Source organism: Bradyrhizobium sp. LA2.1 (genome assembly GCF_040547725.1).
Lineage (GTDB): Bacteria > Pseudomonadota > Alphaproteobacteria > Rhizobiales > Xanthobacteraceae > Bradyrhizobium > Bradyrhizobium barranii.
On sequence record NZ_JBEPQI010000009.1, the window covers coordinates 178,683 to 194,539 of the forward strand.

Sequence of the window (15,857 nt, forward strand, 5' to 3'; positions counted from 1 at the left end):
TGGCGGGACAGCCTTCGCTCGCTTCGCTACGAGGGAGCTCGGCTGGCTTGCCTAGCCGTAGCTCGCGAAGCGAGCGAAGGCTGGTGGAGCCAGGCGGGATCGAACCGCCGACCTCGTCATTGCGAACGACGCGCTCTCCCAGCTGAGCTATGGCCCCGTTTGGCGGCCGCTCTGGTGAATGCGGCCGACAACCGGGCGCCATTTAAGTCCCCGCCAAGGTCAAGTCAAGGACGGGTGTGACCCGGTTTTAACCATCCCCGGCACCGACTTCCCTTGTTTGGGCCGGGGGGAACCGATATCTAGCAAAAAGCGTCAATCCCGACCGAAAGCCAGAGTCATCAATGCGTGCCGTTCTCGACATCGTCATCATCGTGCTCGACCTCTACGTCTGGCTGCTGATCGCCTCCGCGATCCTGTCCTGGCTGATCGCTTTCAACGTCGTGAACACCCGCAACCAGTTCGTTTCGGCGGTGGCGGAGTTCCTGTACCGGATCACCGAGCCGGTGCTGGCGCCGATTCGCAATTTCCTGCCCAGCCTCGGCGGCCTCGATATCTCGCCGATCATCCTGATCCTGCTCATCATGTTCATCGAGCGGGTGATCCTGTATTACATCTACCCGAACGTGATCTAAGCAGGCGGGAGCGCCTTGATTGCGAAAGAGGCCTTCAAGGAACCCTGGCGCTATTCGGCCGCGGGAATCAGCATCGCGCTGCGGGTGACGCCGCGCGGCGGCCGCGACGACATCGACGGGATCGAGCAATTGGCCGACGGCCGCAGCGTGCTCAAGGTGCGGGTGCGCGCGATCGCCGATGGCGGCGAGGCCAACAAGGCCGTTCTGGTGCTATTGGCGAAATCGCTCGGCGTCCCCAAGGCCAGTGTAAAGCTGCTATCCGGTGCCACCTCGCGGCTGAAGCAGATCGCGGTCGACGGCGATCCGGCGCGGCTCGGCGAAGCCCTGCGCAAGCTCGCCCAAGCCAGATCGGCAGACGCCAAACCGACAGACCAAGGGAACTGACATGACGGCCAAGATCATCGATGGAAAAGTCATCGCTGCGGAACTCCGCGCGCGCGTCGCTGACGAGGTTGCCCGCGTCAAGCGCGAGCACAATCTGGTGCCGGGCCTCGCGGTGGTTCTGGTCGGCAATGACCCCGCCAGCGAGGTCTATGTCCGCTCCAAGCACACCCAGACCCAGGCGGCCGGCATGGCCTCGTTCGAGCACAAGCTGCCGGCCGACGTGTCGCAGGCCGATCTGCTGGCCGTCGTCGCAAAACTCAACCGCGATCCGGCCGTGCACGGCATTCTGGTGCAGTTGCCGCTGCCGAAGGGCCTGAACACCGAGGCCGTCATCAACGCCATCGATCCCCGCAAGGATGTCGACGGCCTGCATCCGAACAATGCCGGCCGGCTCGCCGGCGGCTTTGAAGCGCTGTCCCCCTGCACGCCGCTCGGTTCGATCATCCTGACCAAGAGCGTCCACGGCTCGCTCGAAGGCATGAATGCCATCGTCATCGGCCGCTCCAATCTGGTCGGCCGTCCGCTGGTGCAATTGCTGCTCAACGAGAATGCCACGGTGACCATCGCGCATTCGCGCTCGCGCGATCTGCCCGGGCTCGTGAAGCGCGCCGATCTCGTCTATGCCGCGGTCGGCAAGCCCGAGATGGTGCGCGGCGACTGGCTCAAGCCGGGCGCGACCGTGATCGACATCGGCATCAACCGCATCCCGAAGGACGACGGCAAGACGCGTCTCGTCGGTGATGTCGCCTATCAGGAAGCACTCGCCGTTGCCGGCGCGATCACGCCGGTGCCGGGTGGCGTTGGCCAGATGACGGTCGCCTGCCTGCTGGTGAATACGCTGCGCGCGGCTTGCGCGATCGCAGGGCTGCCGAAGCCGGCGGTTTAGGTTTTCTTCACCTCTCCCCGCTTGCGGGGAGAGGTCGGAATTCAAGCGTAGCTTGAATTCCGGGTGTGGGGGACTGTCCGCGAATCTAAGTCTCACCGTCCTTGCGGAGACTCCCCCTCACCCCGACCCTCTCAGCGCGAGCGAAGCTCGTCGCGGCCCCGCAAGCGGGGCGAGGGAGCAGAGCTCACGCCTTCTTTTTCTTCTCGCGCTCGATGCCTTCGAGGATCAGCTTCTGGGCGTCTTCCGGGCCGCCCCAGCGCAAAATCTTCACCCACTTGCCCTTCTCGAGATCCTTGTAGTGCTCGAAGAAGTGCTGGATCTGCTGCAGCGTGATGTCGGGCAGGTCGGAGTACGACTTCACCTTGTCGTAGCGCTGCGTCAGCTTCGACGACGGCACCGCGAGAATCTTCTCGTCGCCGCCGGCTTCGTCTTCCATGAACAGCACGCCGACCGGGCGCACGCTCATGACGGCGCCGGGGATGATGGCGCGGGTGTTGATGATCAGCACGTCGCAGGGATCGCCATCATCGGACAGCGTGTGCGGGATGAAGCCGTAGTTACCGGGGTAACGCATCGGCGTGTAGAGGAAGCGGTCGACAACGAGCGTGCCGGCTTCCTTGTCCATCTCGTATTTGATCGGTTCGCCGCCCACGGGGACTTCGATGATGACGTTGACGTCGTGGGGTACGTTTTTTCCGATCGAGACCGCATCGATACGCATTCAAGGCTCCGTTGTTGCCGAGGTTAAATCGCGCCCGGCAGCGATTTTGGCGCTGTCATACGCGGGCTTGGCGCGCCAATCCATCGTGTTTTTGTGAAATAATGAATCCAGCGACTACCGGCTCAAAAGGCAACGGTATCGACGGATGGGAAGCGCTGCCGGCTAGACTTTCAGCAGCTCAATTGGTCCAAGCGAAGGCAACCTTGTCGAGCGACTTCGGCCCGAAACGCTCGGAGGAGCGCGCCACCATGCGGCCGCCCAAGGCGCGGTAGAACTCGGTCGCCGGATCGTTGTCCGAGAGCGCCCACACCACCATGCTCTTCAGGCCGCTCTGCATCAGGTCGCGGCGGGCTGCGGTGAACAGGCGGCGGCCGAAGCCGAGACCCTGGAATTCCGGACGCAGATAGAGCTCGTAGATCTCGCCGTCGAAGTGCAGGCTGCGGGCGCGGTTGCGGCCGTAATTGGCATAGCCGGCGATCTTGTCGCCGAACACGAGCACGCTGACGCGGCTGCCTTTGCGAATCGCACTGTCCCACCACTGCGGACCGCGGCGGTTGATCAGCTTTTCCAGTTCGCCGCCGGGAATGATGCCCTGATAGGCGGAGCGCCAGGCTTCGTCATGGGTGGACGCCACCGCAGTTGCATCTGCAGCTTTGGCCGGCCGGACCTCGATCAGGGTTGTGCTCATGGAGACGATCAAACCAAGTCGCCGCGCCGGCGGCAAGACCTATCGTTAATTATCGGTTAACGTGTGGATTTTGTGCATCAGTATTTTAACCATGTTGTACCGAAAGAAGACAAGACGCCATTTCGAACGGCACCGGCCTGCCATTGCCGGTGCAAAACTGCCCTGCGGCAACCAATGAACCGCGATGGCAACGCAAAAAGTCCGCCGAAAATGATTCGTTCCTGCAGATCCGTCGCTGTCCGTGTTCGCCTGCGGCGATTCATGCGCCTCTTCAACATCTTCGCCCTCCTGCCTCTGCTGCCCTTGCTGATGGCGTCGCCTCTGTGCGCACAGGTCACGTTTGGGTCATCGGGTGAGGAGGGCGAGCCGTTTCGCCGGCAACAATGGCGCGTGCCGTCGCCGGATACCGACATTGCCGCGCATGCGCTGCTGTTTCGCCCCGTCGGCGCCGGTCCGTTCCGGCTTGCGGTGATCGCACATGCCTCGACGCAGAATGTGCTGCGCCGGGCGCAAATGCCGCAGCCTGAATACCGCGCGCTAGTCGCGTTTCTCGTCGCGCACGGCTTCGCCGTGCTGGTGCCGGAGCGGCTCGGCCATGGTGCGACCGGCGGCCGCTATGTCGAGGACCAGGGCGGCTGCGACGAGGCGGATTACGCGCGTTCGGGGCGCGCGACGGCCGCCGAAATTCCGCTCGCGCTGGATTTTTTGCGAAAGCAGGATTTCGTTCGCCAAGACTCGGCCGTCGTGCTCGGCCATTCCGCCGGCGGTTGGGGGGCGTTGGCGCTCGCGAACGCCGATCCGAACGCGATCTCCGCGATCATCGTGTTTGCGCCGGGGCGCGGTGGCCACGCCAATGACGAACCGAACCGGATCTGCGCGCCGCAGACGCTTCTCGCCGCGGCGGCCGAGTTCGGCAAGGCGGCGCGCATTCCCGTCACATGGCTCGTGGCGACCAATGACAGCTATTTCGCGCCGGCGTTCTCGCGGCAATTGGCGGATGCGTTTCGCGGCGGAGGCGGCAAGGTGGACTTCCGCACATTGCCGGCCGTCGGCAGCGAGGGGCATTGGATGATCGAGAGCGAAGCCGGCGTCAAAGCCGCCAGCCGCGAGCTCGGGCTTGCGCTGAACCCGGCCAAACCTGCGGCGGCCAAGAAGCCATGACGCTGTATCTCCTGGTCAAATACCTCCATGTGCTGGGCGCCATCGTCATTCTCGGCACCGGCACCGGCATCGCCTTCTTCATGCTGATGGCGCATCGCACGAACGACGCCGAATTCATCGCGCGCACCGCTTCGGTGGTGGTGATTGCGGATGCGATCTTCACGCTGTCGGCCGTGATCCTCCAGCCAGTGACGGGCGGCCTGCTGATGATGCTTTCGGCCATGCCGATCACGGAGCGTTGGTTGCTGGCCTCGCTTGGGCTCTATGTCTTTGCGGGCCTGTTCTGGGTCCCCGTCGTCTTCATGCAGATCGAGATGCGAGATCTCGCACGCAAGGCGGCCGAGCAGCGCGGCGCTCTGCCTGAACGCTACTTCGTGCTCTACCGCCGCTGGTTCGCGTTCGGTTTCCCCGGCTTCGGCGCGACGATGTTGATCCTGTGGCTGATGATCGCGAAACCGTTTTGAGAGATGCGATGACCCAGCAAACCGTTTTGGTGCTCGGCGCCTCCGGCCTGATCGGGCGCTTCGTCACCGACGATCTGCGCGTGCGCGGATTTCGCGTGGTCGGCGTCGCACGCAGCCTGTCGCCCGCGCAGAAGATGAGCGCGCTGGACATCGAGCAGCCGATCCTGTCGCTCGATGCAGCCGCGCTGATGCGCCTCTTCCGCGAGCACGCCGGCGACGTCGTCGTGAACTGTCTCGGCGTGCTGCAGGACGGTCCCGGCAGCGACACGAGCGCGGTGCATCGCGATTTCGTCGCGCGTCTGCTTGAGGCGATCGCCGACAGCGGCCGCGCGATCCGGCTGGTGCACATCTCGATCCCCGGGACCGCGGAGGCGGATCGCACCGCCTTCGCGACAACCAAGCGCGAGGCCGAACGCCTGGTTGCAGCCTCCGGCATTCCCCACGCGATCCTGCGGCCAGGCTTCGTGGTCGCTCCGTCAGCCTATGGCGGCAGCGCCATGCTGCGTGCGCTCGCCGCCTTCCCGCTCGACCTGCCGCAGAAGGAGATGTCGACGCCATTCCAGTCCGTCGCAGTCGAGGACATTTCGGCCACCATCGCCTGGCTCGCCGCGCGCGATATCGACGACGCCTCCGTCAAAGCCGTGACGTGGGACCTGATGCAGGCCGAGCCGGTCACCATGGCCGGCGTCATCAAGCAGTTCCGCCACGCCTTCGGCATGGCCGGCTGGCCGCGCCTCGCGATGCCGTCCTTCATGCTCGATCTCGGCGCGAAAATCGGCGATCTCGCCAATTATCTCGGCTGGATGCCGCCGATGCGCTCCACCGCCATCGCCGAGCTGCGCCGCGGCGTGACTGGCGATCCCTCCGCCTGGATCGCCGCCACGGGCATCGCGCCGAAGACGTTGACTGATACGATCGGGCGCCATCCTGCCACCATCCAGGACAAATGGTTCGCGCGGCTGTTCCTGATCAAGGCGCTGATCTTCGCCAGCCTGGTCGCGTTCTGGCTCGTCTCCGGCTTCATCGCCCTGTTCGTCTCCTACCGCGCCGCCGCCGGAATTTTGAGTGCGCACAACTTCCCGCCCGCGCTGGTCGATCCCATCACCATCGGCACCAGCCTGATGGACATGAGCATCGGCGCGCTGATCGCCTTCCGACGTACTGCTGCGATCGGCCTGCTCGCTGGCATCGTCGCCTCGCTCGGCTATATGGTTGGCGCGGCTACCCTCACGCCCGACCTCTGGATCGAGCCGCTCGGCGCGCTGGTGAAGACAGGACCGGCGATCGTGCTGATGCTGGTCGCGCTGCTGATGCTGGATAATCGATAGTGTTTTCGAGCGAAGTGGATTCCGGTTCGCGTGAAGAAAACGCGTAAGATAGAGAGACTGATGAGCAAATGGCCCGACGATGACGTGATCCTGTTCGACGGCGTCTGCATCTTCTGCTCGCGCTGGGTGCGCTTCGTCGCCCAGCGAGACACGGCGAGGCGATTTCGTTTCACGCCGATCCAGTCGGATTATGGGGCCCGGCTTGCACGTACGTTTGGCATCGATCCTGACGATCCCGACACCAATGCCGTGGTTCATGACGGAGAGGTCTTTATGAAGTCCGACGCCGCGCTGACCGTGCTGTCGCATCTGCCGGGATGGCGTTGGGTGCGCGCGTTGTTCGCCGTGCCAAAACTGCTACGAGACCCCGTGTACAGCCTCATCGCGCGCAACCGCTACCGCATCTTCGGGAAGTATGATGCGTGCTTTGTGCCCGATGCCGAATTGCGGGCGCGGGTGATTGAGTGACGTAGCTCGCGGTTAGCGCTTGCCTGAAGCCGCCAGCACTTCCTTCGCCGCGCGCTCCCCGCTGTCCCTGGCGCCATGCGCCGTCGTGAAGAAGCTTGGTGACGTCGCTTCTCCCGCGAAGAACAGCCGCCCATCCACCGGCGCTGCCAGCACCGCGCGGTCTCCAGCGTGCCCTGGCAGTGCGTGTGAATACGATCCTCTCGCGAAGGGGTCGTGGGCCCAGCGCGACTCGTAGAGCGGCTTGAGCTTTCGCCGGATGTCGTTGCCGAGGAAGCCTGCGATCTCGTCGATGCTGTGCGCGGCGATGGCGCCGTCGCCGGCGTCTTCCAGCTCGCGGGCGAAGCTGCCGCCGAAAAAACCCTCGATGCAGGGCTGGCCGAACGGGCGGATGTGGTAGGTGCCCATCTCGGTGCGCATGGTGGCACCGCGCAGATTGCCCTCTTTCGGAAAGGCTTCTGCATCGTCGAGCGCCAGCGTCACCTTGTCGTCGACGCCGAGCGGCAGGCCGGCCGCCGCATCGACCTTGGCGGGCAGCGGCGGTGTGAAGCGGATCGCCTCATCGGCGATGAGATTGGTCGGAACGGTGACGATCACCTTGTCGGCGGTCAGCGTACCCTGCGATGTCTCGATGCGGAGGCGCTGGCCGGAATGATCGATCAGCGTGACATTGCAGCCCAGGGCCACCGGGTACGGCGCGCCGTAGGCCGCGACCAGTGCGCCATAGCCACGGCGGACGCGCCAGTTGAGGTCGCTGTCCTCGTAGGCGTCCCAGTCCAGTGTCGACATGTCCTTCAGTTCGCAGCCGTTGATGTAGGTCGAGACCGCGTCGATCATGGGATTCCAGCGATTGCCCGGATCGAGGCTCACGCTCGCGGGTTCGTCCTTGCCCTTTTGCGCGGCCTGCCACAGGCGCTCGTAGAATGCGTCCATCGCGCGCATGAAATCGTCGCGCTCGGCCTGCGGAAACGCGTTGCCGAAGGCGCGCTCGCGCCAGGGCGGCAGGTCCTTGTTGACCTCGAAATCAAGCTGTTTGGCGATTGCGACGAAGGAATTCTTGTCGGCCGAGTGCAGCCAGCCGCAGCCGACGTCGAAGGTCACCTCAGGCGAGGCCCGCACGGTCCAGGCGCGTCCGCCAATCCGGTCGCGCGCCTCCAGCACGATCACGGAGAGGCCGGAGCCAGCCAGCGCATGCGCCGCGCCGAGGCCGGCTGCGCCGGCGCCGATGATCGCGACGTTGACGGACGAGGGCAGGGAGGTCATGAGCGGGCTCTAGCACGTTCGCGAAGAGCGCTGAAGTCGCCACGCGCACAGCTGTCATCACCCGCGGAAGCGGGTGATCCAGTATTCCAGAGACATTTGTGGTTGAACCGATAAGCCGCGGCGTACTGGATGCCCCGGTCAAGCCGGGGCATGACAGCGTTGAGAACGGTGGCCCTTACGCCACCGCTTCCTTGGACTTTTCCGCGCGCTTGCGCTCGTTCGGGTCGAGGTGCTTCTTGCGCAGGCGGATCGACTTCGGGGTGACCTCGACGAGCTCGTCGTCCTCGATATAGGCGAGCGCCTTTTCCAGCGTCATGCGGATCGGCGGGGTCAGGCGCACCGCTTCGTCCTTGGACGTGGTGCGGATGTTGGTGAGCTGCTTGCCCTTGAGCACGTTGATCTCGAGATCGTTGTCGCGGGTGTGCTCGCCGACGATCATGCCCTTGTAGACCTTCCAGCCCGGCTCGATCATCATCGGGCCGCGGTCTTCCAGCTTGAACATGGCGTAGGCCACCGCTTCGCCCTGGTCGTTGGAGATCAGCACGCCGTTGCGGCGGCCCTGAATCTCGCCCTTGTACGGCGCATAACCGTGGAACAGGCGGTTCATGATCGCGGTGCCGCGGGTGTCGGTGAGCAGTTCGCCCTGATAGCCGATCAGGCCGCGGGTCGGCGCGTAGAACACCAGGCGCAGGCGGTTGCCGCCGGAGGGCTTCATCTCGACCAGCTCGGACTTGCGCTCGCTCATCTTCTGCACGACGACGCCGGAATGCTCCTCGTCGACGTCGATCACGACTTCCTCGATCGGCTCCATGGTGGCACCGGTCGCCTCGTCCTTCTGGTAGACGACGCGCGGGCGCGACACCGAGAGCTCAAAGCCTTCGCGGCGCATGGTCTCGATCAGGATCGCGAGCTGCAATTCGCCGCGGCCCGAGACTTCCATCGCATCCTTGTCGGAGGCCTCGACGACGCGCAGCGCGACGTTGCCTTCGGCTTCGCGCAGCAGACGGTCGCGGATCATGCGGCTCGTCACCTTGTCGCCTTCAGTGCCGGCGAGCGGGGAGTTGTTGACGATGAACGACATCGACACGGTCGGCGGGTCGATCGGCTGCGCTGGCAGCGGCACCTCGACGGTCGGATCGCAGAAGGTGTCGGCGACGGTGCCCTTGGTCAGGCCGGCAATGGCGACGATGTCGCCGGCTTCGGCTTCATCGAGCGGCGTGCGCTCGAGACCGCGGAATGCCAGGATCTTGGTGATGCGCCCGGACTCGACCAGCTTGCCGTCGGCATGCAGCACCTTGACCTGCTGGTTCGGCTTGAGCACGCCCGACGAGATGCGACCGGTGATGATGCGGCCGAGATAGGGATTGGCCTCCAGGATGGTACCGATCATCCTGAACGGGCCTTCCTCGACCGTCGGCGGTGCGACGTGGCGCAGGATCAGGTCGAACAGCGGCTCCATGCCCTTGTCCTGCGGACCTTCGGGGCTTTCGGCCATCCAGCCCTGCTTGGCCGACCCGTACAGGATCGGGAAGTCGAGCTGCTCCTCGCTGGCGTCGAGCGCCGCGAACAGGTCGAACACCTCGTTGATGACTTCGGTCGGGCGCGCGTCGGGGCGGTCGACCTTGTTGATGACGACGATCGGCTTGAGGCCGACCTTGAGCGCCTTGGAGACCACGAATTTGGTCTGCGGCAGCGGGCCTTCGGCGGCGTCGACCAGCACCAGGGCGCCGTCCACCATGTTCAGGATGCGCTCGACCTCACCACCGAAATCGGCGTGGCCAGGGGTGTCGACGATGTTGACGCGGGTGTCCTTCCACTGCACCGAGGCCGCCTTGGCCAGGATGGTGATCCCGCGCTCACGCTCCAGATCGTTGGAGTCCATGGCGCGATCCGTCACCTTCTGGTTCTCGCGGAACGTACCGGATTGCTGGAGGAGTTTGTCGACCAGGGTCGTCTTGCCGTGGTCGACGTGGGCGATGATGGCGACGTTACGGAGGTTCATGAGTGAGCTTCTTTGCGGTCGGACAATGGGTTAAGCGCGATCTCGCCGGTCGGACCGGGACCTCTTCTCGAAACAACGCTGGAAGACTGGAAACGGGCGCTTTCCGCCCAAAAAGGGCCGCCCGGCCATCTCGACCAGGCACCCTACGCGTTGCGGCGCAATATATGCAAAAACCGCCAAAAAACAATGTGTTCTTTGCTGGTTGGTTGACTGAATTTTGTCCGGGAATCTCCGGGGGTTAGGGTAAATTCAGCACCAAACCGGCCTTTGCTCGGGGACGGGGCCTCGATCAGCCCTGCGCCGAGCCGGGGCTGGTCTCCTCGGTCGGATAGACCCCGCGCAGCACCTCCTCGAAGTGCATCTTCACCGCGTCGTTGCACAGGCAGGCGCGCAAGCGCAGGCCGTCGAGATTGCGGACCAGGATCGCGCCGCGTCTTGTATCGAGCACGCCCTCGGCCTTGAACGACTGGAGCACGCGGCTCGCATAGCTGCGGCCGACCCCGAGCAGCGTCGCGAGCTGCTCATGCGTCAGCGGCACGCTGCTCTCGTCGCCGGTCCGCTCCATCGCCGCGATGATCCACTTGGCCGTACGCTGTTCGATGGAGTGGATGGCGTTGCAGGCGGTGGACTGGAACATCTGCGCCAGCATGCAGTCGGCATAGCGGGCGAAAATGTTGCGCAGCGAGGCCGAGCGCATCTTGGCAGCGTCCAGCTTGGCGACGTGAATGCGCGCGAATGGTCCGCCGAATTTCACGCAGATGCGGGTATAGGCCGGCAGAAATCCCTCGCTGACGATGCCGCCCACCGCGCCTTCGCGTCCGACCAGGATGGTCTCGACGTCGCGGCCGTCCTCATTGGGAACGAGAAATGTCGCGAGCGACGGCCCGCAGGGAAAGTGCACGACCTGGACATCGTCGCCGGGACTGTAGAGCAGCTCGTTGGGCCCGGCGGTGTCCAGGGTGACGTGCGGTGCCAGCAGCGCGTAGTCAGCCGGACTCAAGCGCCGCAGCAGATTGTTGGCCGGCCGGCTGCCGACTTCGGTTGTCTTGCTGATACGCGCGTCCATCGTAAATCCCCTGCTCTCCTTTCAACACTAGCGAGGTCCGATCATGGGCTGTGTGCACAAGTGGACAGACGTGAAAACTGTTCTGTGGTGAGTTTCGTTCCGGGAACCCTCCGATGCGCTGGGCGCAGGCGTCGGGATGAGGCTGTCCTTGATCGGTAAGAACATGCAGCCCTCGATTTCCACCATCATGATACCTGCTCCCCCGGACGGCTCTGCCGGCATTCCTTCCGATGTTCTGATCGTTGAGGACGATCCGATCATTGCGATCGATTTCGAGGATCGCCTGCTCGGATTTGGCGTGAGGAGCGTGCGCACCGTGGGGTCGGTGGCGCAGGCGCTGGCGGCGATCGCAGCGCGCGCGCCGGATTTCGCGCTACTCGACGTCGAGCTCGGCCGCGAGAAAAGCTTTGCCGTCGCCGACCGGCTGGCGGCTGCGCAGATTCCCTTCGTCTTCGTGACGGGCTACGGCGCCGAGGATCGGATCGCTCCCGAATTCAAGACGCGGCCGCGGCTGCAAAAGCCCTGTTCGAGCGAAGCGCTGGAGGCCGCGCTGCGCTCGCGCGGCGCCTGATCGCCCGTCGGCGTTCTCCCGGCTTCAGGCAGATTTCGGATCGAGCGTGGTCGACCACAGCGCGACGTCGGCGCGGTCGCGCAAGGTCACCGTCATCTGGCCGGATGCGCCGTCGATCTTGACGTGACCGAAGAACTGCATGCCTGCGGACGGCGGCAGGTTCTGGTTGTCCTTGCCCGGCGCTTTGACGAAACGCACCTCCGGCCCAAAGGTGTTGTCGAGCGCATTTGGACCAAAGGTGCCCGCATGCAGCGGGCCCGAGACGAATTCCCAGAACGGCTCGAACTCCTGGAATTGCGCCTTGTTCGGATCGTAATAATGCGCGGCGGCGTAGTGCACGTCCGCGGTCAGCCACACCGTGTTGTTGATCGGCGCCATCTTGATGAAGCGCAGGATGTCGGCGATCTCGAACTCGCGGCCGCGCACCGGGCCGTCGCCCTGCGCAATGGCTTCCGATCCGCCCTTCGGCGTGTCCGATACGACGAGACTGATAGGCATGTCGGAGGCGATCACCTTCCAAGTCGCACGCGAATTCAGAAGGCCGCGCTTGAGCCAGGCGATCTGGTCCGGGCCGAGAAAATAGCTCGCGGGCCCGTAAGCGGTTTCGAGATTGGCGCCGTTCGGGCCGCGATAGCTGCGCTCGTCGAGCACGAACACGTCGAGATGCGGGCCGTAGGAGATCTGGCGATAGACGCGGCCCGGCTCAACGATGCTCTCCCGCATCGGATACATCTCGTGAAAGGCGCGGCCGGCGCGGGCTGCGAGCAGGGAGATGTCGCGCACCTTGTAGGACGCCGGCAACTCCTTTGACAGCGACCAGTTGTTGGTCACTTCATGGTCGTCCCACTGCACGAAGATCGGCACCTCGGCATTGAAGGCGCGGACGTTGTCGTCGGTGAGATTGTATTTGTGCGCGGCGCGGTACTCGTCCATCGTCTCCGCGACCTTGGCCTTCTCGGGGATGGTGACGTTCTTCCAGGTCTTGCCGTCGGCGAGCTTCACCTCGGATTCGATCGGACCGTCGGCATAGATCGTGTCGCCGGAATGCAGGAAGAAATCGGGCCGATGCTTGCGCATCGCGGAGAAGGTGAACATGCCGCCATCATCGGGATTGATGCCCCAGCCTTGCCCTGCGACATCGCCGCCCCAGACGAAGCTGACGTCGCGACGGTCGGCCGGCGCGGTGCGGAAGCGGCCGACCACTGGTTCGCCCTCGATCGCGGTATGCGAGAGATCGCGAAAGCGGACGCGATAGAAGATGTCCTGTCCGCCCGGCAGGTTCTCGATCAGCATCTTCGCGGTGAAGTCGCTCTCCGGCAGCGCCGCGATCGGCGGCAGCACGCGGGCATCCCTGAAGGACTCGGTCGTGGCCACCTCGACCAGCATCTGCGATGGCCGGTCAGTGCGCGCCCAGACCACGCCACCGTCGACCGTGACGTCGCCGGACTGCACACCATGCGTAACCGCCGGCCGGTCGGCCGCGCGCGAGAGATGGGGCATCGCGATCGCGCCGAGTGCGCCGGCGCTGGTGGTGAGGAAGCGGCGGCGGGAGAATTTGATGTTCATGGCGGCTTCGCTTTTTGTCTCGTGCGCATCTCGCGTCGTCATTCCGGGACGGTCCGAACGACCGGACCCGGAATCCCGAGATTCCGGACTCGCGCTGCGCGCGCTCCGGAATGACAGCGAAAGCTATACTGAGACAGTATGACGCAGCAATAACGCGGCAAGCGTTTACGCGTTGCCGGCGGCCCTGAATTGCGCGCCTGCGCGCTGCAGGCTTTGCGGCATGGCAAACAGCACGGCCTTGCGGTCGGCGACGGCGGCGTGGAACTGGTCGAGCACGATGTTGATGGCGGTGAGCCCGCCCTCTTCGATCGCGCCGTGATCGAAGCAGCGCAGCGTGTCGCGCAGGATTTCGTCAGCCTCGGTTTGCATCTGGTCGAGCTCGTCGGTCGTCTCGCTCTTGCGCGCCGCCGCGATCAGGTCGAACAGGCGGTCGCGCAAATGGCTGTTGTTGTCGCGCTCGTCCTTCTTGAGGTAGCCCGCGAACCAGGCGCCGATCGAGCCCATCGCCGAGAGCGCCATCAGGGTCCACCAGATGTAATCGCTGTATTTGTCGAGGAAGGTCTTTTCCTCGCCGTCGACGAAGGCGGCGGCGCCCGGATGCACGGGGATCACCGCATCCTTGTCGGTGTCGGGCGTCTCGATCTTCGCCGCCATCGGGAATTCCGCCACCAGTTGCTGGCGCACGGCGAAGAGCTGGCGCGTGAACGCTGCGATGGTGGTATCGGACACACCTTTGCGCGCCACGATGTGGTGCGAGAAGCTGATGGTCTTGACCTCGTCATCGGGGCGATCGGGCGAGCCGCCATAGGTGCCGGCGGGAATCTCCGATGCTTCGTAAACGGGATGGTTTTGCGCGATCGCGTCCGCGGAATCGATCGCGAGGAACGTCGGCGTGCCGCTGTCCTTGGCGGAAGCCGCGATCGCATCCGAGGTGATCTTGCTGTTGACGGGGCCGGCTGCGAGATAGGCATCGGCCTTCTGGGCCTTGATCGCCTCGGCGGCTTCATTGGCCGGGAACTGTATGACCTCGACCTTGGCGGGATCGACCCCGTATTGCTGGAGGATCACCTTGAGCAAATTGACGTTGGCCTGGGTTCGGCCGATCACCCCGACGCGATGGCCGGCGAGCTGCGCGATCTTGGTGATCTTCGCGCCCTTCCTTTTGCCCTTGCCGGGCACGGACCACAGCACCACGACGTTCTTGCGCAGGGTCGCGACGGCTTGCGCGTTCTTCGGCACGTCGACGTCGCCGCGCACGATGGCGAGATCGACCTTGTTTTCCGCGAGCGCATCGGCGCTGGCGGTGGCGCCGTCGGTCTGGATCGGGCGTAGCCGCACAAAGCTCTTGTGCTGCGCGAAAGCCTGCGTCAGCGCCTGCACCACCTTGAGGTCGTCGCTATTGGCCGGACCGACCGCGATCTTCAACGTCACCGGCCGCATCGCGAAATAGTATCCGCCGACGAGCGCGCCGATGATCGCAAGCACCAGCGCCAGAGACACGAGCGCCGTCTTCCGCGCCGCTGATCGCGGCGAAGGCGGGGTGGGCGCTTCGGCCAGGTCCAATCCCCCGGTCATCGATCTCCCAAACAGGCGCTTGAGGCTCAGTTTCATCTTGGCCGGCGATTTACACCTGTAATCATAGCAAATTTCTTGTCCCGCGGGGTTACATCTCCGTCATGGTTAGCGGATGGACGAAATCCGGTCTGAACCGGGGCCATATGCACGGTGTTAGGGTAAAGTTCCCCTGAAAATGGAGGCGATCATGGCAGAGCGGCTGACGCCGGAAGCACGCAAGCAGGCACTGGGCGCCATACCGGGCTGGACCGAGGTTCAGGGCCGCGACGCCATCGGGAAGACCTTTGTCTTCAAGGATTTCAACGAGGCGTTCGGGTTCATGACCCGCGCGGCGCTGGTTGCCGAGAAAATGGATCACCACCCCGAATGGCGCAACGTCTACAAGACGGTGGAGGTGGTGCTGTCGACTCATGACGCCGGCGGCGTCACCAAGCTCGACATCGAGCTCGCCAGGACGATGAACACGATCGCCAAGCTGACAGCTACCTGACACCTTGCGAGGATCGGCTGCATCCCCATGTTGTGATCAGCAGGAGATGCGGCCATCTGCCGCCCTGGCTGAACGGGGAGTTTCTCGAACATGGCTGCCGAACACAGCGTCGGCTTCGAGCCGGCCGATCGGCTCGCGGAGGATCATGAGAGCGTGCGCCGCCGTTTCTGGCGCAAGCTGAAGCGTGTCGCCGTGCAATTGCCGTTCGCGGAAGACCTGCTCGCGGCTTATTACTGTGCGTTCGACCGGCAGACGCCGCGCCATGTCCAGGCGTCGCTGCTCGGAGCGATCGCCTATTTCATCCTGCCGTTCGATTTCGTCCCCGACGTGATGCCGATCCTCGGCTTCACCGATGACGCCGCCGTGCTCGCCACCGCCATCCGCATGGTCGCCAGCCACATCACGACGGAGCACCGCGAAGCCGCCCGCGCCGTGCTGAAGCGCGGGGTGGATGGTGCGGACGCGGCGCAGTAGGCGTTGTTGGCTACACGCCGTAGCCACGCCCACCGCTGTCATTCCCCGCGACCCGGCCACGCCAAGGCTTCGCCGGGGTTGCGGTCCAGGGCAGCCGAAGCTTTAGCGTAGGCGGCAGGCG

The 15,857-nt window shown here is 64.5% G+C and carries 17 protein-coding genes and 1 tRNA gene; 10 read left to right on the forward strand and 8 right to left on the reverse strand.

From position 1 onward, the window contains the following. Window positions 1-81: 81 nt before the first annotated feature. A tRNA-Ala gene (locus ABIB95_RS19720) sits at window positions 82-157 on the reverse strand. A 184-nt stretch (window positions 158-341) separates the two neighbouring features. Between ABIB95_RS19720 and ABIB95_RS19725 the strand changes: the two genes are divergently transcribed. From ABIB95_RS19725 to folD, 3 genes are read left to right on the forward strand one after another with little or no spacing between them, the layout of a single operon-like run. Next, on the forward strand, window positions 342-632 hold the full coding sequence (locus ABIB95_RS19725; protein ID WP_007598721.1) for a YggT family protein: 291 nt from the start codon (window positions 342-344) through the stop codon (window positions 630-632). 15 nt (window positions 633-647) lie between these two features. Continuing rightward, entirely contained in the window at window positions 648-1,016 is a 369-nt protein-coding gene (locus tag ABIB95_RS19730) for a DUF167 domain-containing protein (RefSeq protein WP_354241351.1), read from the forward strand. 1 nt (window position 1,017) lies between these two features. Continuing rightward, entirely contained in the window at window positions 1,018-1,902 is an 885-nt protein-coding gene (gene folD, locus ABIB95_RS19735) for a bifunctional methylenetetrahydrofolate dehydrogenase/methenyltetrahydrofolate cyclohydrolase FolD (RefSeq protein WP_354241353.1), read from the forward strand. Between the two features lie 184 nt (window positions 1,903-2,086). Here the strand turns inward: folD and ppa are convergent, their stop codons facing one another. Next, window positions 2,087-2,623, reverse strand: coding sequence for an inorganic diphosphatase (gene ppa / locus ABIB95_RS19740; RefSeq protein ID WP_014490715.1), 537 nt, complete (start codon window positions 2,621-2,623; stop codon window positions 2,087-2,089). A gap of 178 nt (window positions 2,624-2,801) precedes the next feature. After that, entirely contained in the window at window positions 2,802-3,311 is a 510-nt protein-coding gene (locus ABIB95_RS19745) for a GNAT family N-acetyltransferase (RefSeq protein WP_014490714.1), read from the reverse strand. 261 nt (window positions 3,312-3,572) lie between these two features. On the opposite strand from ABIB95_RS19745, the gene ABIB95_RS19750 reads away from it, so the two are divergent. From ABIB95_RS19750 to ABIB95_RS19765, 4 genes are read left to right on the forward strand one after another with little or no spacing between them, the layout of a single operon-like run. Further along, entirely contained in the window at window positions 3,573-4,472 is a 900-nt protein-coding gene (locus ABIB95_RS19750; protein WP_354241355.1) for a dienelactone hydrolase family protein, read from the forward strand. Beyond that, entirely contained in the window at window positions 4,469-4,936 is a 468-nt protein-coding gene (locus ABIB95_RS19755) for a DUF2269 family protein (RefSeq protein ID WP_208083874.1), read from the forward strand. Before ABIB95_RS19750 ends, ABIB95_RS19755 begins: the two co-directional genes overlap by 4 nt. Window positions 4,937-4,944: 8 nt before the next feature. Beyond that, window positions 4,945-6,264, forward strand: a complete 1,320-nt coding sequence (locus tag ABIB95_RS19760) for an SDR family oxidoreductase (RefSeq protein ID WP_354241358.1) — start codon at window positions 4,945-4,947, stop codon at window positions 6,262-6,264. 60 nt (window positions 6,265-6,324) lie between these two features. After that, window positions 6,325-6,732 (forward strand): thiol-disulfide oxidoreductase DCC family protein, encoded by a 408-nt coding sequence (locus ABIB95_RS19765; protein WP_354241360.1) that lies wholly within the window; start codon window positions 6,325-6,327, stop codon window positions 6,730-6,732. 12 nt (window positions 6,733-6,744) lie between these two features. Here ABIB95_RS19765 and ABIB95_RS19770 read toward each other — a convergent pair whose 3' ends face one another. The 3 genes from ABIB95_RS19770 to ABIB95_RS19780 all read right to left on the reverse strand — a co-directional run bounded on the left by ABIB95_RS19770 (window position 6,745) and on the right by ABIB95_RS19780 (window position 11,060). After that, on the reverse strand, window positions 6,745-7,992 hold the full coding sequence (locus ABIB95_RS19770) for a flavin monoamine oxidase family protein (RefSeq protein WP_354241362.1): 1,248 nt from the start codon (window positions 7,990-7,992) through the stop codon (window positions 6,745-6,747). 175 nt (window positions 7,993-8,167) lie between these two features. Next, the gene (gene typA, locus ABIB95_RS19775) at window positions 8,168-9,994 is read right to left on the reverse strand and encodes a translational GTPase TypA (protein ID WP_063980349.1); all 1,827 of its coding nucleotides are present in this window, start codon (window positions 9,992-9,994) and stop codon (window positions 8,168-8,170) included. A 289-nt stretch (window positions 9,995-10,283) separates the two neighbouring features. Next, the gene (locus tag ABIB95_RS19780; RefSeq protein ID WP_166105102.1) at window positions 10,284-11,060 is read right to left on the reverse strand and encodes a Crp/Fnr family transcriptional regulator; all 777 of its coding nucleotides are present in this window, start codon (window positions 11,058-11,060) and stop codon (window positions 10,284-10,286) included. A 136-nt stretch (window positions 11,061-11,196) separates the two neighbouring features. On the opposite strand from ABIB95_RS19780, the gene ABIB95_RS19785 reads away from it, so the two are divergent. Beyond that, entirely contained in the window at window positions 11,197-11,631 is a 435-nt protein-coding gene (locus ABIB95_RS19785; RefSeq protein ID WP_354118429.1) for a response regulator, read from the forward strand. Window positions 11,632-11,655: 24 nt separating this feature from the next. On the opposite strand, the gene ABIB95_RS19790 is transcribed toward ABIB95_RS19785, so the two are convergent. Both ABIB95_RS19790 and ABIB95_RS19795 read right to left on the reverse strand, forming a co-directional pair. Next, a complete protein-coding gene (locus ABIB95_RS19790) occupies window positions 11,656-13,197 on the reverse strand; it encodes an alkaline phosphatase D family protein (RefSeq protein ID WP_354241365.1) in 1,542 nt (513 codons plus the stop codon). A gap of 165 nt (window positions 13,198-13,362) precedes the next feature. Next, window positions 13,363-14,808, reverse strand: coding sequence for a TAXI family TRAP transporter solute-binding subunit (locus ABIB95_RS19795; RefSeq protein WP_081369102.1), 1,446 nt, complete (start codon window positions 14,806-14,808; stop codon window positions 13,363-13,365). A 151-nt stretch (window positions 14,809-14,959) separates the two neighbouring features. Between ABIB95_RS19795 and ABIB95_RS19800 the strand changes: the two genes are divergently transcribed. Together ABIB95_RS19800 and ABIB95_RS19805 are read left to right on the forward strand one after the other, a co-directional pair. Continuing rightward, complete coding sequence (locus ABIB95_RS19800) at window positions 14,960-15,262, forward strand: 4a-hydroxytetrahydrobiopterin dehydratase (RefSeq protein ID WP_028152804.1); 303 nt, start codon at window positions 14,960-14,962, stop codon at window positions 15,260-15,262. A gap of 90 nt (window positions 15,263-15,352) precedes the next feature. After that, window positions 15,353-15,736 carry a YkvA family protein gene (locus ABIB95_RS19805; RefSeq protein ID WP_071908697.1) on the forward strand — a complete coding sequence of 128 codons (384 nt, stop codon included), beginning with the start codon at window positions 15,353-15,355 and terminating at the stop codon, window positions 15,734-15,736. Window positions 15,737-15,857 lie beyond the last annotated feature (121 nt).